Below are 20,602 nucleotides of genomic sequence, written 5' to 3' on the forward strand. Positions count from 1 at the left end.
TTACGCTAATGCGTAAATAAAAAAGCTACATATTAACGCAAATATAGCAATGGATAAAACAGTGTCTCTCCATGGAATTTGCAACTTTACTTCTGTTAAAGGGTTTAATAAATATTCTATTCGGTAATTGACAGAGGTATCTGCAAATGATGCATATGTAAAAGGCATTTGGTCTAACTTTCCTACCTTTAACATCTTTAAAAGTGCACTGCTTAAGCTTGCAGATGTTGCTTGTCTCTCTATAGCATATTCATCTGCCAACACTTCTTGGACAATTCTATATTTTTGTTGGAACCACTTTAATATCGGAATATATCTTATAGTAGTAGAAAATAATGATAACATGAACATTTTTAAAGGATCACGGTTATTCTGATGGTACATCTCATGTGCTAATACTGCATTTAGCTCTTCCTCGTTAAGTAGATTTACAAGCCCAGTTGATATAACAATCTTAGGTGTAAAGAATCCCATTGTAATGGCTAGAGGAGTTGGATAAGAGATTACGATAAATTCTTCCTTCTTGTTGCTATACGATTCATTTAAATTCTTTGTTAGCTTCTTCTCTTTATATTGTTGAAACTTTAATTTCATCCTTTTCGCTTGAACAAATTGTATACATATCTTCCAGAATAGATAAACCAATGTAAAAATGACTAAACCGTCAAGTGCATATTCCAGTGAGGATAAACCAATCATTTTTAATGTGCTATGACATACTTCTACAAGGTTAAACTTCACATCCCATCCCGCAAGCATGGAAATAACATAAATGGCCATCTGAAAAAAAATGATTCCAGAAATAAGTAAAGACGCTATAAACATATGGGTCGATTGACGTTTGTTCATAAGCTACATTTCCTTTTTCCACTCTTTTATTTTTTGCTCAAGCTTAGCAACTAGATCATCATCAACATCTTCTATAGCATCTAGCATATGACTGACAACCACATTGCCAAACTCGTCCATAAGCTCGTTCGTCATTTCCTTAGATTGAGTATTGATAAACTCTTCTCTCGAAAGAACTGGCATATACATAGAAGATCTACCCTCTGCTCTTTTTTGTAGTATTCCTTTATCCACTAATCTGTTCATGACGGTCATAACCGTGTTAAAATTTGTTGCTTTTTCACAGTCCAATACCTTTTGTACATCCTTAATGGTCATCTCCGTACCAGTCCAAAGAATATCCATTATTTTAGATTCAAGTGGTCCGAAAAAGCGATTCAATCCACTTTCGTTCATTTTAAACTTTCCAATTTTCACGTAAGCTCACCTCACATTACTCATTGTAGTGTATCTATTAGTTAAAGTGAAGTTTTTTATACTCAGGGACATTGTAATAATAACAATTTTATGAACTTCCTCATAATCACAATAACCCCCAAAGGAAATCGGGGGCATTTTGGGTGGACAAACAGATAAGGTTTATATGAATTGTTTATTTGATTTTGTCTTAGTCTCTAGTGTTAAGAATAAATGTCTCTGTACAATAATTTGTTCTTACATATGCTAAATGCTAACAACTGAGAAAATTTCCTCACTCTCATCTCAGTCACGAGGACCTAAGATTGAAAGGTCCTTTTTATTTTTCTTAAAAATCACAACTATAATGATTTAAGCTCCTTAATGATGCAGTCTAGTTTTTTTTCTATTTGGGATAGTTGACTTTTTTGATCACTCATAATTTTCTTTTCGGAGTGTTCTTCCTCTAACATTTCTTGTAGGGATATTCCTTCTCCAATCGTCCCAATAAGTAGACCTAGTGTTTCGAAAGCAGAACCTAAGAACTCCAATGTTGGGCCTAAGTTAGGCTGCTCAATGAATTTTTCGTTGTTTTTGGAATGCATATCTTGTCTAACATCCTTTGGCTGTCTTTTGTCTAGAATATGCCAACATAAGAGTGTTGGTTATTTTGTGGAGAACAACAACGATATTACTTTCTTTACAGAGGCACACCTTCTCTACATTGAATATAGAGAGGCAATTTAAATGCTGTTGTAGACCACTAGCGGGAACATATTTAATATGCTATTTAGGACCTTTTTTCTTAGGGTCTAAATAAAAACGCCCTTGCTTGTTTGAATGGCTTGAATAACATGTGATAAAGCATAATTGCTAATAATATAGACAAGGAAGCATGTTAATGAATAATAAGAATGATTTACAAAATGATTCAAGTTCAGAATCAACGGATCTTCTAGTAGCTAAATTAGCACTTTTCGGAGCTACACTTACTACAATAGGAGATGGAATAGCAGCTTTAGCAGCAGGTATTGCACTTAAAGGATTAGAAAATACAAATAATCAAAAATCCTGTGAGCAGTCAAATCAATCGGCTCAAATAGAACAAATGCAAAAACAAATTAATGAATTAACAAGAAAGTTAGATAAAATTGAGCGTAGTAAGAGATAAAAAATTGTCTCTTACTTTTTACTTTCTGTTTTATACATAAGCCTCCGTTTAGCCTTTATCCAATTGTATGGCATTTATATTTTTACCTTTTTTATACTATAAAGAGTATGAATCACTTTTTTTTAGGTAAATCTATACCTAACTGAAATAAATTGAGGTGTGATATGAATTTTCCTTTAATACATACAAATTTTTGGGATGCTGTAATAGCTATACCTGTAATCATAATTATCACTCAAATAATCAAAATTCTTTTTCGCGTACAAGCCAAAAATGTCCCTTTCATAGCCTTGATCTAAGGCCTTATTATTTCTGTCTTTATCAGCCATCGTCATCATATTGTTGCGGGCCTTTTTATGGGTTGGTTTTATGGTTATGCAGCTATAGGGAATTATTCAGCTTTAAAAGTATCGTTAAGGGCATATAGGAAAAAGTAATATATCAAACTGAAATATTGAACATTTTATACACCCATACCATATATACCAAACAACAATCATTCATATAAGATACTTTTAAATTTTCTATGAGCTATATATTTCTAGTGCACTAAAATCATATCATTTATTTTAATTTTCACTTAATTATCCACAACTGTGGTAAAGTTGTTGATAATTCCTTAATCCACTCCACTTTTACATTCGCTTCGAACTTTAGGAATGCTCATGTCTTCTATTTAAACTCCCTTTTTATCAGTTACAATTGACTCTATAAATTAGTTCCTCCTTCTAATATTATTTCCTCTTCCATTTTATATAAAATAAAAAACGCTCCTAATAGGAACGTTCTTTGACTTAAATTATCTATGTTTCCTCATAGCCTGTTCAATGCTAGAATGTGTCTCTACACCTTTAAAATCAATTCCTAATTGTATGGTTGTTTGTGCAATACTAGGGCGAACCCCTGAAAGTGAGGTACTCACTCCAATTAACTTTAGTGCACTGATCATTTGAAATAATTGTTGTGCAACCATAGTATCCACAACCGGAACGCCTAACAAATCAATATATAAGTGTTTGATTTTCATATCCGCACATTGTTGAAGTGATTGTTCTAAAATTACTTTAGCCCTATTTGTATCTACTTCCCCAATTAGTGGTAGCAATGCGGAGTCAGCCGTTAATTTAATAACTGGTGCACTTAATTCAATAATCATCTCTTGTTGGGATTTCAATCTTATTTGAGATTGCTCTATAAACTCTTTAGTAAACTTAAGAATAATATCATTGATTGTAGACAAAATAGCGGTACTAAATTCAATTATCTGTTTGTCACTTAGTTCGTTCTCATATTTTGATACAAATTCCTCTAATAATTCTAAATAAAGATATTGTTGATGAAAAAATTCCCCTATTATTTCCGTAAGGGGGGTACGTTGATGACCATTGTCATTGACTATTACTTCGATAAAGTCATCAAAACTTTTTAGACCTTCTTCACTAGAATTGTTAAACAAATCTACAAATTTCTCATGGAATAGATGGTTCTGCTCTTTAAGCAATTGTATTTCCTCTTGATTATTAGTACTATAAATTCCATTTAGATCTTTGTTAAGATTCTCGTACCATTTTTCTGTTAGATCCCATGTTTTACTTTTAAGAAAATTATAAAATTTTTCATTACTGACCATTTAATTTTCCTACTTCCGTTAATGATTCAATCTTGTAAAACAATTTTTTGTACCAATATTTTGATAGTAACATAGATTTTTTTTATTTCCAATATTATAATTTTTATCCAATATGATATAGCGATTGTACAACTAAGCTTCTAACTATCAAATAAATAGGACATACTCTCAATCGAAACTTTACTATCTTTCCATATTTAATAAAGCATTATATGAAGTAAGCTATTCCTTTTCCTCTATCGAATATTTTACCACTTGGCTACTTTTTCTTCTTGTTTAGAACAAACACATAATCATAATTATAAAGGAGACAATAAGAACAAACATAAAGCGATAAAGGATGTATCAAATGTGGACTTCTTTCATTCCCAAGAATCACTTACAGCAATTCAATGGATTCTAAGAGCGGTTGTTGCTTTCTTCTTTTTACTCTTTGCGACAAAAGTTATGGGCCAACGTTCTATTTCACAGTTAAGATTGCTCGACTTTGCTATGGCAATATCTATCGGTAATATTATCGCTCACCCCTTGTCTGATGAAGGTTTAGGAATGAAGGGGTCCATGATTACCATGTCTGCTTTAGTTATTTTATATACACTCGGTGTCTCATTAAGCCTAAAGTGGACTCTGTTTCGACATTTTATAGACCACCCTCCCATTCCACTAATAAAAAACGGAAAGATTGTTGACGCAAATTTACGTAAGGCAAGAATCTCTCTTGAGTTTCTTCTATCAGAATTAAGAAAAGAAAAGATAGAAGATGTACAAAAAGTCTCTTGTGCTTTATGGGAGCCAGACGGTTCTATTTCTAGTTTTTTATACCCTCAACACCAAACTCCTACTCGAGCAGATATGAATATAGTTCCTGAAGCCGTCCCTCTTCCTTCTGTCCTTATTAAAGAAGGGAAAATTAATTACGATGAATTAAACAAAACAAATCATAGTAAGGAGTGGCTAATAAATAAAGTCGAGACAGCATATAACGTGGACATAAGCAATGTCTTATTAGCCACAATCGACCAGAAGGATACCCTTCAAGTTTTTTTATATAAATAGAGAATTTTAACTAAAGGCCATCAGTTTAGCGAAATACAGGAATGAGTGAAGAGGGAACACTCTTTTAGAATTTGGTTATTAAAAAGCTTTGAAACGTTGAAGTACAACGTTTCAAAGCTTTTTTACCCACTTGAAAACAATCAAGTAGACTTTTCCTTGACCAACTGAAATGGTTCTAGGCTATCAAATTGTTTAACCGATTTGTAATCAGCCACACTAACAATCTGTTCTTCTGATGAAAGAACAGTCTGCAAACCATTTAATATAGATTTAGCCGCTAAGATTAATATTGTTAACAAAACAATAGGTACTAAAGAAATCCACGGGTAAGATGTCCAAAGAAAACTCCACCACATCCCTAACGTACCTGCCCATTCACTAGTTGGAGAAATTGGCTTAGAATATCCAAACAAATCATCTTTGAAGGCTATTCCTCCAATAAATATACTTAAAACACCTAAGTGAGCCATGAGAATGAGCGATTGTATAAACTCCCTGATAAAGATTATATATAAGTGTGGCATTAAAAACGGTTTAATGTGATTTGTAATAATGCGCCAAGATCTTGCTCCTAACGTTCGAGAGCATTCAATAAATTCCATTTTGTTTATTAATTGCACTTCATTAGCTATTAGCATGGAATTGGTTGGAATAAAAACAATGGATACAACTAAAATATAGAGCATTACTAGATCCCAATAAGAGTTGGTTGCCTCCATCATCAATATCCCTTGAAAACTAACCCAATTTAAAATCAAAAATGCGAACAAAGTAATTGGAAAATAATTAATAGTATCTGCAAGATATTTAATTGGAGTCTTAATCTTTTGAAGATAAAAATGAATGATAAACCCAAAGAATATGGAGGGAACGACTCTAATAATTGAAATAACTATTCCTGCGAATATAGTGTATTTGGCCCCAACGATCATTACAACTACAATGTTTCTTCCGAAATTATCAGTCCCTAAAGGTGGATATGCTTTACCACTATAAGGTGCTCGTATAGGTTTCCCGCTACTATCAAGCAACAATCCTACCGTAGGTATTCGATCTTGATAAATAAGAAAATACAATATACTTATTGATAATAATCCACTAATTATACTAAAACCCAAAAGGAACTGCTTATTTTTAAAAACTCTTTTCATTATATTCACTTATATCACCATTCCAATCTTTGACCAGTTTGCTTATAGATAATTTTCGTGACAAGTGTATATAAAATGAAAATTGGTATATAAATCATAATTAGCGTAAAGGCAATTATGTCAGGGTTGGGATATGCAATAATAAATGAAAATATCCCATTTATATTAAATAATTTTTCAAAAACTACCATAGAAGATAACAGTATTAAAATAATGGATTTGCTATGAATAATAATGTTAGGAGCAATATTTCTTAGAACATGCGAAAAGAATAATTCGGAACTGTTAAATCCTTTACTTTTAGCTAAAAGTATATAAGTTTTCTCCAACTCTTCATTTGCCAAATAAAGAATGACTTTAAAAACCATAACAGCAGGGATTAATGACAAAGAAATCATTGGTAAAAAGTACGTTTTATTTTGAGAAGTTCCAGCAGTTGAAAAAAGTAAAGTACCTGTCCGTTTATAATAAAACAGCACTGCTAACTGAATAATTATAATAATGAGTAAGTCCGGCAATGATTCTAATAGTGAAACTATTTTAACGATAAATTGATTACTTTTTTGGGGTAATAGTATAGTCAAATAAGTTATAAAAATCCCAATGACTATAGATATTAATAATGCCGTAAGAAATAAAATCATAGAATAGAAATAGTTATCCCAAAAATCAATAAAAATGGAGTACTCAAAACCGGTTGGTCCAATAAACACTATATTTTGGGGACTAGTCAATCCTTGAATGATTTGAATGATGTTATCCAAATACATACCAATGTTTAACTGAATACCCTTTGTAAACAATCCTACAAATGCACTTAGAAGAATCAAACCGAAGACAACGCAAAAAAAGCGCAAAATAGATTCTAATATATGTTTCAAATAGTCCCCCCCTTCCTCCTTGTTAAATACAATGTACACTATATGGCATTTTATTTGTATTAAATTTTGAATTTAAAGTAATTTCATACTATATATTCCATAGAAATTGTAGAACTTTATTTAATAATTATAAAAGATGGGTTGGTCAAAATATGACACAACCCATCTTCTATAATTATTTATCAAATTTTATACCTTTTAATAAATCCGCAAAAGCATTATTAATCGGTTCTTCTTCTTTATTTTGCTTTTTCAAATACTGCTGTACCGATTTTTTATCAACTTTACCGCCACCTTCTTTTTTACGGCGGGCCTCAAATGCAGATAATTTCTCACGATAGCCACATTTACATACGAAAATTTGTCCTTCCCCTTCACCACGAAGCTCTAACTTTTTCTTACATTGCGGGCAGCGAGCGTTCGTCACACGTGCCACATTCTTACGGTGACCACATTCACGATCTTGGCAGACAAGCATTTTACCTTTTTTGCCGTTAACTTCAAGCATCGGTTTTCCACAGTCTGGGCAAGATTTAGTGGATATGTTATCGTGTTTATATTTCTTATTACTGCTTTTTATATCAGAAACGATTTCTTTCGTATATTTCTTCATTTCAGCAATGAATATTTCTTTTTTTAGTTTGCCGTTAGCTATAGCCTCTAGCTTTTGTTCCCATTCCCCTGTTAGTGTAGGGGATTTTAATTCTTCAGGCACTAAATCAAGTAATTGTCGACCTTTGGAAGTAATGTGAATATCTTTACCACGCTTCTCAATTAAAAATGAATTAAATAGCTTATCGATGATGTCGGCACGTGTTGCAACCGTACCTAATCCGCCTGTGGACTTTAACGTGTCTGCGAGCTGTTTATTCTGCATTTCCATATACTTCGTAGGGTTTTCCATTGCTGTTAATAAAGTTGCTTCATTAAAGCGTGCAGGTGGCTTTGTTTGGCCAGACGTTTGAGCGATCAACTTGACGTTTAACGAATCACCCTTTTCGATTCTTGGTAAAATCTGTTCTTTTAAATCATCCGTTGACTCATCTTCAAAGTGATTTTGATAGATCTCTTTCCAACCACTTGTTAGAATTGTTTTTCCTCTAGCAACAAAGTTCTCATCACCGATTTTCGCACGCAGCGTTAATTGTTCGTACTCAAATGCTGGGAATAGAACAGATAGGAAACGTTTAACAACTAAATCATAAATTTTGCGTTCTTTATCATTAAAGGCAGAGAAATTTACATAACCTTCCGTTGGTATAATAGCATGGTGATCTGAAACCTTGCTGTCATCTACAAATGATTTAGAAGCTTTTATCGACTTGTTCAAGATTTTGTTGGCTAACGGTCTATATTCTCCTACGGCGCAAGCTTTTAAACGTTCCGGAAGGGTGCTAACAATATCAGATGAGATGAAGCGTGAATCTGTACGAGGATAAGTTAATACTTTGTGTTGCTCATACAGCTTTTGCATGATATTCAATGTTTCTTTTGCAGAGTAACCAAAAATTTTATTTGCATCACGTTGTAACTCGGTTAAATCATATAGACCAGGAGCAAACGATTTCTTATGCTTTTTCTCAACTTCCGTTACTATAGCGTTTCCTTTACCAATCTTTTTCACGATATCATCAATTTTTTCTTTTTCAAAGCTACGACCATTTCCTTTAGAATCTTGCCAAGTAAGCTTTAAATTGTCTACTGTTTGCGCTTCAATTCCATAGTAAGTCTGAGCCTTGAAATGTTTTATTTCATCTTCACGCTTTGCAATAATAGCCACTACTGGAGTCTGAACTCGTCCACAATTTAGCTGTGCATTGAATTTTGTAGATAGCGCACGGCTGGCATTAAGGCCAATATACCAATCTGCCTCAGAACGAGCTACAGCAGATGAATAGAGGTTTTCATACGCTTTGCCAGGCTTTAAGTTTGCAAAGCCATCTTTAATCGCTTTATCAGTTACAGAAGAAATCCATAGGCGTTTAATCGGCTTATTTACTTTCGCTTTTGCAATAATCCAGCGAGCAACTAATTCGCCTTCTCGACCTGCGTCAGTAGCTATAATAATTTCATTGATATCGCCACGTGTTAGCTGCGATTTAACAGCATTATATTGTTTACCTGATTGTTTTATCACAGTCAGTTTAAGGTTTTCTGGTAACATCGGTAAATCTTCTAAATTCCACGTTTTATATTTAACATCATAGCTTTCTGGATCTGCTAATGTTACTAGGTGTCCTAGTGCCCAAGTAACTACATAATCTTTGCCCTCTATATATCCATTTCCTTTTTTATCACATTTAAGTACCCGTGCAATATCTCTTGCAACAGATGGTTTTTCTGCTAATACTAAGCGTTTTGCCATTCATAACATCCTTTCGTAAATCCCTATGATTAATATATCATAGGTTTCCGTTAGATTCAGTTAGCACGCCAAGATGTTGCCTAACTGTTCTTAATAAGAGAAGCTCATGCTGAAGCTAGACAAATAATTATTAAAAAAATGTATAATTGTTTCCACTCTCCGCGGTCACTTTCCGTGCGGTGAGAACGATCAACCCCGTCGCTTGAGCGTCATTTGTGATGTCTTATCTCTCTCACTCATCACGCTGGAGACGCCACCTCTATCCAATTAGCCAAGTAATATATCTTCCTATCTTATAGTCTTATTTTGAAGTTAACTCTATATTAAGAAACCTAAATTATTCCCTACTATTCCTTTCTTTTGCAGATACACTAGTATTTATGAGCTACTTCGCCTCTATTAAAATATGGAACCAAAATCTGTTGGCTAAATAATCCTTCTAGTTTCGCAGGGATATGTATAAACTTTTCAGCTGAAGCTACATCCATCCACACAATCTCCTCTATTTCATCTGGACGCGAAAGAACCAAATCTCCACCTATACGTTTCCCTTTAAAGGTGATAAAAATAGAATGCTGTTTTACATTTTCAATAAAGGCTTCATTTACAAAGATAATTCCCTCTATCTCGATATCTATGCCTGTCTCTTCTTTAGTTTCTCGAATCGCTGCTTCCTGTAGAGTTTCTCCTTTTTCTACTCTTCCTCCTGGAAGTGTATAGTAAGAGCCATGATCCCCTTTGTTTTTAACCATTAAAACCTGCTTACCACTTTCATCAAAAAGAAGTATATAAACAACCTTTACATTTTCCACACTTTTCTCCCCTTTCCTTACTCCATCAAAATGAAAGGATAATCAGCCTATACAGGTTGATTATCCTTTGTTTAAATTTTTACTTATACTAGCTTCTGTCCACAATTTGGGCAGAAGTTTGCACCAGTTGTTTTTTGTCCACAGTTCGGACAGAAGTTCGGCATTTGACCACCGCCGGCATTACTACTGCTTGGTTGGTTAGTTTGGGAAGAAGCCTGGCTTTGACTTTGATTTGGATTACTCTGGTTCATGTTTTTCATCATTTCATTTGCCATATTCATGCCCATCATCATTCCCGCCATATCCGAGGCTGCTCCTGATCCAGAAAGCTTTCCTGAAGCCATCGCATCCGTAACAGAAACCTGTTGGTATTTGGAGAGATCTCCGATCATCCCATGGGATGCATTCTTTGTGATCATATCTTGGATTTCCTTTGGATAATTGAAGCTCATAATATTGAACCCAGTGATTTTCATACCCATATCCATGATTTGCATATCTAGATCATCCTTAATACCCCCAGCTATATCTGAGGCATTTGCCTGTAGGTTGAACATATCCTTACCTTCGTGGCTTATCCATTTCATCAATAGCTGATCCAAAACAGAAGTAATACGAATCTTTACGTCATCTACAAGATAGCTTGTGCGCACGCCTGCAACCTTATCGATTAGTCCCACATAGTCATTAACTTTAAAATTAAATGTACCATTCGCACGAATTGGCATTCCTCCAGGTAGCTGAGGTGTTGGGATATTAATAGGGTTCTGAGTTCCCCACTTTACGGTAAATTCCTTCGTATTAACGAAAAGCACCTCAACACGCATCCCGCTGTTAAAACCGAATCTAAATCCTTTTAGCGTTGAAAGAAAAGGTACGATTTGAGACTCAATATCATACTCGCCATCATCCTCAAAAATCCCTTCGATGCGTCCACCATTAAAAAACACAGCATCCTGGCCAGGTCGGATGATTAGCTTGCTTCCTTTCTTAATTTCTTCATTGTTCCATTTCCAGAAAATCATATCTTCTCTAAATTCTCGCCATTCCACTACATCTGAAAATTGATTTCTAAAAAAAGACATTATCTCATTCCCTTCATGATTAAGTAAATTGAAAGCCTTAGAATTTTCCGCTACTTCCGCTAAATGATCTACCACCGCTTGTTACTCCGCCACCACTGCTTCCTCCACCACTATTGTTGTTAGTTGGCTTCTTTATTTTGGAAACCGTTTGATTGACGAAGACATCACGTTTACTAGTTACTCTTGAATTGTTCGCTTCGAAATAGGTCTGACTATTCACTGTTACCCTACCACCAGAGTTAAATGCCATAATACCAACAATTATACCTCCAAGTGCTAGAGATGCACCAACCTGGAACCACCATTTGAAAAGGATACTTTCAGGATTTACACCAGGTCTATATTCCATGTATTTATCCGAGGTAATAATAAAATCACGAAATGCTTCATAGTAGTTTCCAGCAGATAAAGCAGGAGTTATTTTATCTCTAAGTAGGTCCATTCTTTCGTTATCAAGATATTCCTCTGCCTTATCGAAGCCCCTTAACGTAACGTCTCTATTAATCATATCTATACCGACTAAGGCTGCACTTCCATTATGCTTTCCATAACCAATTCCTGTACTATCTGCAAAATCACCCATATAAGTTTCTAAACCTTTATCCTCTGCCCCATTTGTTGTAAGGATAACAAAGTCTGTTTCGTTTTTCTCGCTATATTCTGAAGACAGTATCTCTAATGCTTCTACTTCACTTGCAGATAAAATACCTGCATCATCAAAAACCCGTTGCTTTGTATCGGCTGCTTGTGTTAGTCCTAAGGGAAATAATAATAATAGGAATAGCGTAAGGAGTAAAATCGAATGTTTTTTCACCATAGGACACCACCAATTGCGAAGGAAATACCCTTCAAAATGATAAAGGATGCTGCAGCAATACCACTAAACCATCCAGCAACCTTACCCATGCTAAGTGGTGGCTTTCCTACAACTTTCCCTGTCTGTCCATTCATTGCAAAGATGTGCTCCTTATTGCCAAAGTCATAATAAACCATCCAAACTGGTAAAAGTACGTAATGCGCCTTCTTCTTGTTTGTATCAATTTGTTTATTTTTGTATTGAACGGAGGAGTAACCAGCAATTGTCGAGCTAATATAACTGTCTATGTATGGCTGCACCTTCGTTTTTACTCGTGTGAGCAATTCCTGATCTGTAAAATTGTATTTCTCGGCAATATAACCAGCTAGATAAGGTGTTTTGAAATCCTTCAGGCTGTTATAATCATATGGCTCAAGTTTATCCATTAACTCATCATCTAGCTTTTCTGAGGCATCAACTGGCACCTTTACATAGCTTAAATCAATATCTCGGTAGACATCATAGAACTTTGTTTCCGTATAGATATAATCCCCTCTTGTATAGGTTCTAACCTGTGTGCCAACAGCGTCAACCTTTGCCTTGCTATCCAAGTCATACAGCCAGAAGGGTACGTAAATACCAGTAATTCCTTTTACCCTATCGGCAGTCATAAACCCCGAGGGAGTCAAACGGCCGTTTTTGCACCACTTCCGAAAGGCTTCCATCGCTTGCTCTTTGTTTATGGTGAAAGGAATAACTTTAGCAGGAGCTAAGTCACCGGACAATCTATCCCCCAAAACCACAGCTGCACCACAAAAGCTGCAGTTAGTCGCTGTCGTATCCGCATCAGTAATTATGACTGCACCACAGTTATTACAATTGTATTGCTTAGCCTCATCCTCTTCAAAAGTGGTTGTGATGAACTCATCTGAGAAACTCTCTATATTGTCCTTTCTCCCACAGCTGTTACAGGATAGCATACCCGAGGTACTATCAAACTCCATATCTGATCCACAGTTAGGACATTTATATTGGATAACCATTATTCCCTTCCTCTACTTTTTTTGTATTTTTAAATCAGGCTGTAGCAATTGCTACAGCCTTGTATATTTTTTCTATTCTTTTTTTGTTTGTAGCTGTTCCTTTAAAGCTGCCAGCTCGTCATCAACGTTTAATTGAGCTTTCAATGCAGAAAGTTCATTTTCTACATCCTTGTCTGTATCATACTTAGAGGCAAGATCTTCTATATCTTCTCCTGTACCTTTATTTAGCTCGGCCATTGCATTTGCTTCATCCAGCTCCTGGTTAATTTTAGCCTCCATCTTATCGAAGGCAGACATTGAGCGACTCGCTCCTCCCATAGAAGAGGTAAATTCATTGACCTTCTTCTGTGTCTTAGCAACAGACGCTTTTCCCTTAAGGATAGATCTTCTAGATTCCAGTTCTCCGATATCAGCGACAAGCTTGTCGTGCATTTGTCTCATTTGTACTGTATTAGCGGAAGCTAACTCTTTTGCCGTTTTTAAGTCTGTTTCCTTCGCTGTATATTCAGCCTTTTTGTTCAGAAATTTTCTTGCATCCTCTTCATTACCAGCCTCTAATGCTTTAACTGCATACTTTTGCATGCTTACAATGTCCGTTTGGCACTCCTCTAGCTCACGTGTCGCCCGTTTTTCAGCAGCCATAATTGTAGCCGTTTCGGACTTTACCTTCCCAAGATCTCTATTTAGGTCGCGCAAGTATTGGTCGATCATTTTTTCTGGATCCTCTGCCTTATCTAATAACGCATTAATATTGCTTGACATAATATCGCGGAATCTTCTTAAAATTTCCATTACACACTCTCCCTTATTCTAGTTTTATATTTTAACTGTTGGATATAACTCTTGCCTATGCAAGGAAATTCCGTTTATTGTATGCAGGCTGTAAATATCAAAATGAATAGTCACTTAGCATACATAAAGAGTTTTTAACGCTACTTTGAGTTACATCTTTTATACGAGAAGATGCCATCAAAAGTTTCACTCTATTTTTTCCATTCCCTTTTCTAGAAAAAAGTAACCGCAAGTTGTAAGGCACCAAAAAACCACCAAAGTTAAAGTAACTTCAGTGGTTTACATTTTTAGTAGCTATTAATAAGTAGTCCAACCGCCATCAGCTGCTACGACTACACCATTGATAAAGCTTGCGTCTTCTGATCCTAAGAAAATAGCAAGTTTTGCAATTTCCTCTGGCTGACCAGCACGAGGATTTAACCCCATACCTAGTTGTTGTTTTCCAACTCCATATTGACTTATGTTCGTCATAGTAGATGAAATGTTCGTAACTACTGCACCTGGTGCGATTCCGTTACAACGAATTCCTTTATCAGCAAACATGAACGCTGTGTTTTTTGTTAAACCTACAACTGCATGCTTAGAAGCTGTATATGCAGCTCCTGCACGCCCTCCATACAGACCACCAGCAGAAATATTGTTTACGATTACACCGCTGCCTTGTTTTAAGAAAAGGTCAGTTGCTAAACGCATTGTTTTCATAGTTGCAGTAGTATTTACTGCAAATACCATATCCCAGCGTGCGTCTGAAATTTCATTTACCGGCTCCATACCGTCCATGATTCCAGCGTTATTTACTAAAATATCTAACTTACCGTAAGTTTTAACTGTTTCATCAAATAAGCGAGTAAGATCGTCATCTTTTGTTACATTTGTGTCAATTGCAAATGCAGTTCCACCATTTGCAGTGATTGCTTCTGCAACCGCTTTCGCGCCATCTAAATTCATATCTGATACGACAACTTTTGCGCCCTCTGCTGCATAGCCTTCAGCGATTGCTTTACCCATACCTGATGCTGCTCCAGTAACTATAGCTACTTTGTCTTGTAATTTCATTATAATTGCCTCCTTTTTAGGATACTCTATTGAACACCTGTTCATTTAAAATTATACTTTATATAATAGCTTCATACAAACAACACAAAATCCAAAACTGTATATTATAGAACAAATTTAAAGAAATTGTTTATTAACATTTGGAGGAAAATAATGAAAACTGATTTACGTATTTTAAAAACACAGGAAAGCCTGCGAAACGCATTACTAGAGCTTTTGAAAAACAAACCGTTAGAGTCCATTAATATTACGGAGCTTTGTCGTCTCGCCAAAATAAACAGAGGCACCTTCTACCTTCACTATCAAAATGTTCATGGAGTTTTTGAAAGCTATTTCGAGGAAATTATCGATGATTTGAGGAAATCTTATGAAGAACCCTATCATCAAACCAATTTTAATATCCAAAATTTGAAATCAGACATGATTATTATTTTTCATCACGTGAAAAGATACGAAGGGTTTTATCACATCATTTTTGATGAGACCAATCCTATAAGATACTATTACAAGCTTTTTCACGCTATACGCAAGATGATGAAGGAACTTACCATGAATTCCATTGACTATCTTCCTGAAGAACAAATGGAGTATTTTGTTAGCTATCAAACTAACGCAATTATGGGTATTTTAGTGGAATGGCATAGCAATCAATTTTCTACATCTCCAGATGAGCTAAATGAGTATCTCTATAACTTCTCCAACCTACTCAAATGGTTTCCTGATCAACAAGGCGATGTGGAATAATAAATACTCCTATATTTTATCCGGCTTTTTTTCTTCTATTCAATATAAAAAGATTCTTATTTGATTCCTGTGAGCATTATAATTATTTTAATTAAATTATCTCCAACTAAATGTACTTTTTTGCTTAGCGGTCAGAAATCTGTGCTATCCGGTCAGAAAATTTTCTATCCGGTTATAAATCTGCTCTATCCGGTCATAAATTTTTTTATACGGTCATAAACCTCCGCTATCCGGTCATAAAGTGAAGTTTGTTCAATAGAGTAAACTTTTTTAGTCAATTTCGGGTGCTAATTATGCTGCAACGACTAATCTTGGAATATTTCTTAACATTTTAAACATAAGTACATACATAAAAACGTCTGAGCAACGAACTCAGACGTTTTTTTATAAAATGACCAGTAGCCAAATATATAGGCCCACTAATGTTATAAAAAGTGTTGGTACAGTAAGGACTATTCCTACTTTAAAGTATGTACTCCAGGAAACCTTTACTCCTTTACGAGACAGGACATGCAGCCAAATCAATGTTGCAAGTGAACCGATTGGAGTGATTTTCGGTCCTAAATCCGATCCTATAACGTTCGCATAAATGAGTGCCTCACGCATAATCCCAGTTGTGGAAGTTTCCGCAATGGCTAATGCATCAATCATGACCGTTGGAAGATTATTCATCACCGAGGAAAGAATAGCTGCGATAAAGCCCATGGAAATAGTTCCGACAAACAGACCATTGTCTGAAGCGGATTGGATTACATCTGCCAAGATAGAAGTCATGCCAACATTCTGTAGTCCATAGACAACTACATACATTCCAATCGAAAAGAATACGATGTTCCATGGTGCTCCCCTCACAATTCTACCTGTTTCAATAGAAGGACTTCTTCTAGCCATCAGCAAAAAGAATATCGCTATAATTCCTACTACAAAGGAAACTGGTACCCCAATAAACTCACTAGAGAGATAACCTATCAACAAAATAGCTAAGACATACCAAGAGAGCTTGAACATTCTCAAATCTCTAACTGCATCCATCGGCTCCTTTAAGTCAGCGGTATCATAATTCCTTGGAATACTTTTTCGGAAGAATAAATAAAGCACGACTACACTAGCTACCAATGAAAACAGGTTGGGCACGATCATTCGGGAAGCATATTCTACAAACCCAATACCGAAAAAATCAGCGGAAACAATGTTTACTAGATTGCTTATGATAAATGGAAGCGAGGTAGTATCTGCGATAAATCCACTTGCCATGATAAATGGGAATACCATTTTTTCATTGAAGTTTAAGTTACGTACCATAGCCAACACGATTGGTGTTAAAATTAGGGCTGCTCCGTCATTTGCAAATAATGCTGAGACCACAGCACCTAATACAGTTACAAAGATAAACATGCGTACTCCATTTCCCTTTGCAGCTCTTGCTACATGGAGTGCAGACCATTCAAAAAAACCAACCTCATCTAAGATTAAGGAAATAATAATAATCCCTATGAAGGCCAGAGTTGCATTCCAGACGATGCTGGTTACATCAAGTACGTCCTGAAAATCGACCACTCCTACTAAAAGGGCTGCTAATGCTCCTCCACAGGCAGACCAGCCAATCGACAAATTTCTAGGCTGTAAAATAACAAGCGCGAGCGTGATGATAAAAATTATAATTGCCAATACAGTTGAAACCACAAAAAGCCCTCCACTACTACCAATACTCAAATAATACTACTATAAAGGGTTGTTTGAATTTAGTAAATAGAAGCTGTGGAGTTTTGTTAAAGTATGTATCCATGCTAAAAACGAGAATACTGATTTAACAGCACTCTCGCCTTTTGTCTACTTTATCTGAATGGATGCTGACCCCTTTAAATAATTTGGATAAGCATCAAAAGGTAGCTTCACTGCATTCATAATATTTCCTTCAAGTTGTATACTGGCATATTGGTATTCCTCATCCTGCCAGCTTGACTGATATGGCATATCTACGTACTCTCCATTCGCATTCTCTCCTCGAGAAAATAAGGAATAAGTATGATTTTCCTTAATAGGTTTATATTCCAGTTCCAAACCTTCTGAAAGAATTTTCGTAACTTTTATTTTTTCAAAGGAGGGTTGTTCTAAAATTTCCTTTTTACTAAAATCGACTAAAAGGTAGCTTTCCTTCTTCGGTAGTGCCTGCACTTTATCAAACTTTAAGTATAGCTCCTTTGGCTCTTTAAAATAATTACTTTGTAAAAAGAAGGTTTTCTCTAAATCTCCTAATCCCCCAAAGCCAGAAGAACCATTTCTAATAGAGCTCCAAATCTCTCCGTTTTCATCCTCTAGTCGGATATCTTCAAATTGGAGAAGCACCATATCATTTCCCGCATCAAAGCGCATGGTAAGTGCTACACGAAGTGGATAAATTTTCACTTCTTCTACAAAAACTTTTTGACCATCTATTACTACTTCTTCGTTTACCTCGAATACTTTACCGTTCATTAGGTCATTTTTAATCGTAAATGGGATTTCGAAGGACGTTAAATCTTCTCTTCCCTCTTCGACTTCAAACTTAATAGTAAAATCCTTCGTTTTAAATTTTTCTATATCAACAAAGGTAAAACTAAACTTGTCTGTTTTTCGATTATCATCTTCCTGATTGGGAGAATTATACGCTATGGAGCCCACCAATTCTCTATCTCCATTCAAAAATTTTATATCTCCATAGTCTATATTTTTTATAGACCTTGGTGCTTCGAGTGTATAGAAAATTTCTGCTCCAGTCTCATCTATAATTACTCCATCTAATGTAAAGGTAATATTATTCCTCGTTTGACTGATTGCAATTGGCTCATAGTATTCATTTTCGATAATTGCTTCCAAGCCTTTATCGAACTCCGGCTGAAGTATATGCACAAATCGTTCCAAACCCGGTATGGATGCAACTGCACTTGCAAAAGCAGGAGAAACACGTATGGAAGTCGTAAAAGCCAGTATGAGCACAACTGCCACTCCAAGAGTCCAAATTGTTTTTCTGCGTTTACGCCTTTTTGCCTTTGCTTTTTGTAGGCCTTCTTGAATCGCACTGTTTACCAATTCATCAGGAATCGAGACTTCTTCTAAACGTTTCTTTGATTCGTTTATCATTTCTTCCTCTCTCTCAAACATGATCGGCACCTCCTTTCTCCGATAAAAAATTTCTCAATGACTTTAGAGCTTTATTGAGCCGAGACTTTACCGTTCCTTCAGGAATATTCTCTATTTTTGCTATTTCCTTAATTTTAGAGTCTTGATAGTATTTCATATGAATGAGTTGCTGTTCCTTCTCCGACAGGGATGAAATTGCTTCATCTATTTCTAAATAAGAGCTGTTTTCGTCATATCTCAGTTCTTGAAGTACCTCCCCTGATATAAAGCGCCTATTTTTCTTTAACTGAGTTTGACAGTAATTGATCATGATTCTGACTAGCCAAGTTTTTATATATTTTGGTTCATTTACTGTATGAATTTTTTGATAGGCTCTAAATGTTACTTCCTGCATTGCTTCTATCGCCTCGTGCTCATTTTTCAGAAAAGCATATGCCGTTCGATAGAGAGCAGCTTTATGTACCTGCATTAATTGCAAAAAAGCCTGCTCATCTCTTTGTATTGCTTTCTTTGCAATTTCTAACTCTTCCACATGGACACCCCTTTTTGGCTTACTGATATACATTAGACACCCGAACAAAGAAAAAGTTCATTGAAAATAAAATTTTTACTAATAGAAACTCGATACTGCAAGTACACAAAAAGACTATAAACAAACTTCAAATTTCTTTGAGTTTGTTTATAGTCTGAGTTCGCGCTTTCGCCTAAGAAGAAATTATGAGCTTATTTCACCCAACGGTCATAAATTTTTCTATCCGGTCGTAAATTAGAGCTATCCGGTCATAAATATTTTTATCCGGTTATAAATCACTGCTATCCGGTCATAAAATGAATTTTTTTCAATAGTTAGCCCAGCTGGGGGCTTTGATTAAGCTACAATAATTTTTTATTCATTTGTTTAACCCAAGGTCAACAATTTGAGCCCAGTCATAAAGTTCACATGGATGATACGGAGAGCCATATTAATTAATACGAATCGTTGCCTCTTTTGTCAGGTTTTGACTCATGTCAGCATATAAAACAAACACGCGAGCAAGCTCTTTCAAACGAACATGGACATCTTTATCAATAATTTTATTATTTTCATCAAAGTGGTTTGTTTGAGTGTAAACGTAGTTTGGAGTAACTAAGCATTTAAAGTAGTCAAGTATTGGCTTTAGTTGGTTTTCTACTACTAGATGATGTTGAAAGGTCCCACCATTAGCAACAATGGAAACCGGCTTGTAACGCATCGATTTTGGATGCAAGAAGTCGAAAGTATTTTTTAATACGCCTGGAATAGACCCTTGAAAGATAGGCGTAGCAAAAATAAACCCGTCTGCCTGATCGAATTTGCTGACCAATAGCTTCATATCATCGTTATATTGCTGAAATGGTCGACCGTCTACAAATTGATGCTCATAGTTAGAAAGCTTAATGATTTCCAAAGTGTAGTCTTTATTTATTTCTTCTATATAGTCTTTCACTTGTTCTAATAACACACCTGTTTTCGTCCCGATAATTGTTCCGTCTACCAATAGAATTTTCACCTTAACAGAACCTCCTTTTTTCGCTCTTTATTATATCAAAAAAATAGCCCCATTTTAGTAGAAAAGTTCCTGTTTGATGAAGTTCATCCTTTTGACTGAGAAAGCTTGTTTCCTTTTTTCTTCTGG

The 20,602-nt window shown here is 35.4% G+C and carries 20 protein-coding genes and 1 pseudogene; 4 read left to right on the forward strand and 17 right to left on the reverse strand.

The window, feature by feature from the left end; genetic code table 11:
• The 3 genes from D0S48_RS09470 to D0S48_RS09480 form a co-directional block, all read right to left on the reverse strand.
• Nucleotides 1–849, reverse strand: a complete 849-nt coding sequence (locus D0S48_RS09470) for a M56 family metallopeptidase (RefSeq protein ID WP_144539864.1) — start codon at nucleotides 847–849, stop codon at nucleotides 1–3.
• Between the two features lie 3 nt (nucleotides 850–852).
• Nucleotides 853–1,266: a BlaI/MecI/CopY family transcriptional regulator gene (locus tag D0S48_RS09475; protein ID WP_151111429.1), complete on the reverse strand. Its 414-nt coding sequence runs from the start codon at nucleotides 1,264–1,266 to the stop codon at nucleotides 853–855.
• 341 nt (nucleotides 1,267–1,607) lie between these two features.
• Nucleotides 1,608–1,850, reverse strand: coding sequence for a hypothetical protein (locus D0S48_RS09480; RefSeq protein ID WP_144539868.1), 243 nt, complete (start codon nucleotides 1,848–1,850; stop codon nucleotides 1,608–1,610).
• Between the two features lie 296 nt (nucleotides 1,851–2,146).
• On the opposite strand from D0S48_RS09480, the gene D0S48_RS09485 reads away from it, so the two are divergent.
• Nucleotides 2,147–2,416, forward strand: a complete 270-nt coding sequence (locus tag D0S48_RS09485; RefSeq protein WP_144539870.1) for a translation initiation factor 2 — start codon at nucleotides 2,147–2,149, stop codon at nucleotides 2,414–2,416.
• A gap of 164 nt (nucleotides 2,417–2,580) precedes the next feature.
• Nucleotides 2,581–2,853, forward strand: a pseudogene (locus D0S48_RS20935) (hypothetical protein).
• A 362-nt stretch (nucleotides 2,854–3,215) separates the two neighbouring features.
• On the opposite strand, the gene D0S48_RS09495 reads toward D0S48_RS20935, so the two are convergent.
• Nucleotides 3,216–4,046 carry an STAS domain-containing protein gene (locus tag D0S48_RS09495; protein ID WP_144539872.1) on the reverse strand — a complete coding sequence of 277 codons (831 nt, stop codon included), beginning with the start codon at nucleotides 4,044–4,046 and terminating at the stop codon, nucleotides 3,216–3,218.
• A gap of 351 nt (nucleotides 4,047–4,397) precedes the next feature.
• On the opposite strand from D0S48_RS09495, the gene D0S48_RS09500 reads away from it, so the two are divergent.
• Nucleotides 4,398–5,102: a DUF421 domain-containing protein gene (locus tag D0S48_RS09500; protein WP_144539874.1), complete on the forward strand. Its 705-nt coding sequence runs from the start codon at nucleotides 4,398–4,400 to the stop codon at nucleotides 5,100–5,102.
• 140 nt (nucleotides 5,103–5,242) lie between these two features.
• Here D0S48_RS09500 and D0S48_RS09505 read toward each other — a convergent pair whose 3' ends face one another.
• The 9 genes from D0S48_RS09505 to D0S48_RS09545 form a co-directional block, all read right to left on the reverse strand.
• Nucleotides 5,243–6,253: a peptide ABC transporter permease gene (locus D0S48_RS09505; RefSeq protein ID WP_191963904.1), complete on the reverse strand. Its 1,011-nt coding sequence runs from the start codon at nucleotides 6,251–6,253 to the stop codon at nucleotides 5,243–5,245.
• A gap of 14 nt (nucleotides 6,254–6,267) precedes the next feature.
• Nucleotides 6,268–7,134, reverse strand: a complete 867-nt coding sequence (locus D0S48_RS09510) for an ABC transporter permease subunit (protein WP_225321726.1) — start codon at nucleotides 7,132–7,134, stop codon at nucleotides 6,268–6,270.
• Nucleotides 7,135–7,309: 175 nt separating this feature from the next.
• Complete coding sequence (locus tag D0S48_RS09515) at nucleotides 7,310–9,499, reverse strand: DNA topoisomerase III (protein ID WP_144539878.1); 2,190 nt, start codon at nucleotides 9,497–9,499, stop codon at nucleotides 7,310–7,312.
• Nucleotides 9,500–9,870: 371 nt separating this feature from the next.
• A complete protein-coding gene (locus D0S48_RS09520; RefSeq protein WP_144539880.1) occupies nucleotides 9,871–10,311 on the reverse strand; it encodes an NUDIX hydrolase in 441 nt (146 codons plus the stop codon).
• Nucleotides 10,312–10,394: 83 nt separating this feature from the next.
• Nucleotides 10,395–11,396, reverse strand: a complete 1,002-nt coding sequence (locus D0S48_RS09525; RefSeq protein WP_144540054.1) for an SPFH domain-containing protein — start codon at nucleotides 11,394–11,396, stop codon at nucleotides 10,395–10,397.
• 37 nt (nucleotides 11,397–11,433) lie between these two features.
• Nucleotides 11,434–12,213: a TPM domain-containing protein gene (locus D0S48_RS09530; protein WP_151111433.1), complete on the reverse strand. Its 780-nt coding sequence runs from the start codon at nucleotides 12,211–12,213 to the stop codon at nucleotides 11,434–11,436.
• Nucleotides 12,207–13,235: a TFIIB-type zinc ribbon-containing protein gene (locus tag D0S48_RS09535; RefSeq protein WP_151111435.1), complete on the reverse strand. Its 1,029-nt coding sequence runs from the start codon at nucleotides 13,233–13,235 to the stop codon at nucleotides 12,207–12,209. Before D0S48_RS09535 ends, D0S48_RS09530 begins: the two co-directional genes overlap by 7 nt.
• 72 nt (nucleotides 13,236–13,307) lie before the next feature.
• Entirely contained in the window at nucleotides 13,308–14,027 is a 720-nt protein-coding gene (locus D0S48_RS09540; RefSeq protein WP_151111437.1) for a PspA/IM30 family protein, read from the reverse strand.
• A 297-nt stretch (nucleotides 14,028–14,324) separates the two neighbouring features.
• Nucleotides 14,325–15,083 carry an SDR family oxidoreductase gene (locus tag D0S48_RS09545; protein WP_144539888.1) on the reverse strand — a complete coding sequence of 253 codons (759 nt, stop codon included), beginning with the start codon at nucleotides 15,081–15,083 and terminating at the stop codon, nucleotides 14,325–14,327.
• A gap of 153 nt (nucleotides 15,084–15,236) precedes the next feature.
• Here D0S48_RS09545 and D0S48_RS09550 point away from each other — a divergent pair, with 153 nt between their 5' ends.
• Nucleotides 15,237–15,827 (forward strand): TetR/AcrR family transcriptional regulator, encoded by a 591-nt coding sequence (locus D0S48_RS09550; RefSeq protein WP_151111439.1) that lies wholly within the window; start codon nucleotides 15,237–15,239, stop codon nucleotides 15,825–15,827.
• A gap of 384 nt (nucleotides 15,828–16,211) precedes the next feature.
• Here D0S48_RS09550 and D0S48_RS09555 read toward each other — a convergent pair whose 3' ends face one another.
• From D0S48_RS09555 to D0S48_RS09570, 4 genes are all read right to left on the reverse strand, one after another.
• Nucleotides 16,212–17,510, reverse strand: coding sequence for an arsenic transporter (locus D0S48_RS09555; RefSeq protein WP_151111441.1), 1,299 nt, complete (start codon nucleotides 17,508–17,510; stop codon nucleotides 16,212–16,214).
• A 147-nt stretch (nucleotides 17,511–17,657) separates the two neighbouring features.
• Complete coding sequence (locus D0S48_RS09560) at nucleotides 17,658–18,968, reverse strand: DUF4179 domain-containing protein (RefSeq protein ID WP_151111443.1); 1,311 nt, start codon at nucleotides 18,966–18,968, stop codon at nucleotides 17,658–17,660.
• Complete coding sequence (locus D0S48_RS09565) at nucleotides 18,961–19,479, reverse strand: sigma-70 family RNA polymerase sigma factor (RefSeq protein WP_144539896.1); 519 nt, start codon at nucleotides 19,477–19,479, stop codon at nucleotides 18,961–18,963. Before D0S48_RS09565 ends, D0S48_RS09560 begins: the two co-directional genes overlap by 8 nt.
• Nucleotides 19,480–19,909: 430 nt before the next feature.
• Nucleotides 19,910–20,476: an NADPH-dependent FMN reductase gene (locus tag D0S48_RS09570; protein ID WP_151111445.1), complete on the reverse strand. Its 567-nt coding sequence runs from the start codon at nucleotides 20,474–20,476 to the stop codon at nucleotides 19,910–19,912.
• Between the last annotated feature and the right edge of the window lie 126 nt (nucleotides 20,477–20,602).

This window comes from Psychrobacillus sp. AK 1817 (genome assembly GCF_008807035.1).
Lineage (GTDB): Bacteria > Bacillota > Bacilli > Bacillales_A > Planococcaceae > Psychrobacillus > Psychrobacillus faecigallinarum.

Excerpts from the sequence above, each read along its gene's own strand:
- D0S48_RS09470 (WP_144539864.1), bottom strand. The coding sequence starts at position 849 with ATGAACAAACGTCAATCGACCCATATGTTTATAGCGTCTTTACTTATT.
- D0S48_RS09480 (WP_144539868.1), bottom strand. The coding sequence starts at position 1,850 with ATGCATTCCAAAAACAACGAAAAATTCATTGAGCAGCCTAACTTAGGC.
- D0S48_RS09485 (WP_144539870.1), top strand. The coding sequence starts at position 2,147 with ATGAATAATAAGAATGATTTACAAAATGATTCAAGTTCAGAATCAACG.
- D0S48_RS09495 (WP_144539872.1), bottom strand. The coding sequence starts at position 4,046 with ATGGTCAGTAATGAAAAATTTTATAATTTTCTTAAAAGTAAAACATGG.
- D0S48_RS09505 (WP_191963904.1), bottom strand. The coding sequence starts at position 6,253 with ATGAAAAGAGTTTTTAAAAATAAGCAGTTCCTTTTGGGTTTTAGTATA.
- D0S48_RS09515 (WP_144539878.1), bottom strand. The coding sequence starts at position 9,499 with ATGGCAAAACGCTTAGTATTAGCAGAAAAACCATCTGTTGCAAGAGAT.
- D0S48_RS09525 (WP_144540054.1), bottom strand. The coding sequence starts at position 11,396 with ATGTCTTTTTTTAGAAATCAATTTTCAGATGTAGTGGAATGGCGAGAA.
- D0S48_RS09530 (WP_151111433.1), bottom strand. The coding sequence starts at position 12,213 with ATGGTGAAAAAACATTCGATTTTACTCCTTACGCTATTCCTATTATTA.
- D0S48_RS09535 (WP_151111435.1), bottom strand. The coding sequence starts at position 13,235 with ATGGTTATCCAATATAAATGTCCTAACTGTGGATCAGATATGGAGTTT.
- D0S48_RS09540 (WP_151111437.1), bottom strand. The coding sequence starts at position 14,027 with ATGGAAATTTTAAGAAGATTCCGCGATATTATGTCAAGCAATATTAAT.
- D0S48_RS09545 (WP_144539888.1), bottom strand. The coding sequence starts at position 15,083 with ATGAAATTACAAGACAAAGTAGCTATAGTTACTGGAGCAGCATCAGGT.
- D0S48_RS09550 (WP_151111439.1), top strand. The coding sequence starts at position 15,237 with ATGAAAACTGATTTACGTATTTTAAAAACACAGGAAAGCCTGCGAAAC.
- D0S48_RS09560 (WP_151111443.1), bottom strand. The coding sequence starts at position 18,968 with ATGTTTGAGAGAGAGGAAGAAATGATAAACGAATCAAAGAAACGTTTA.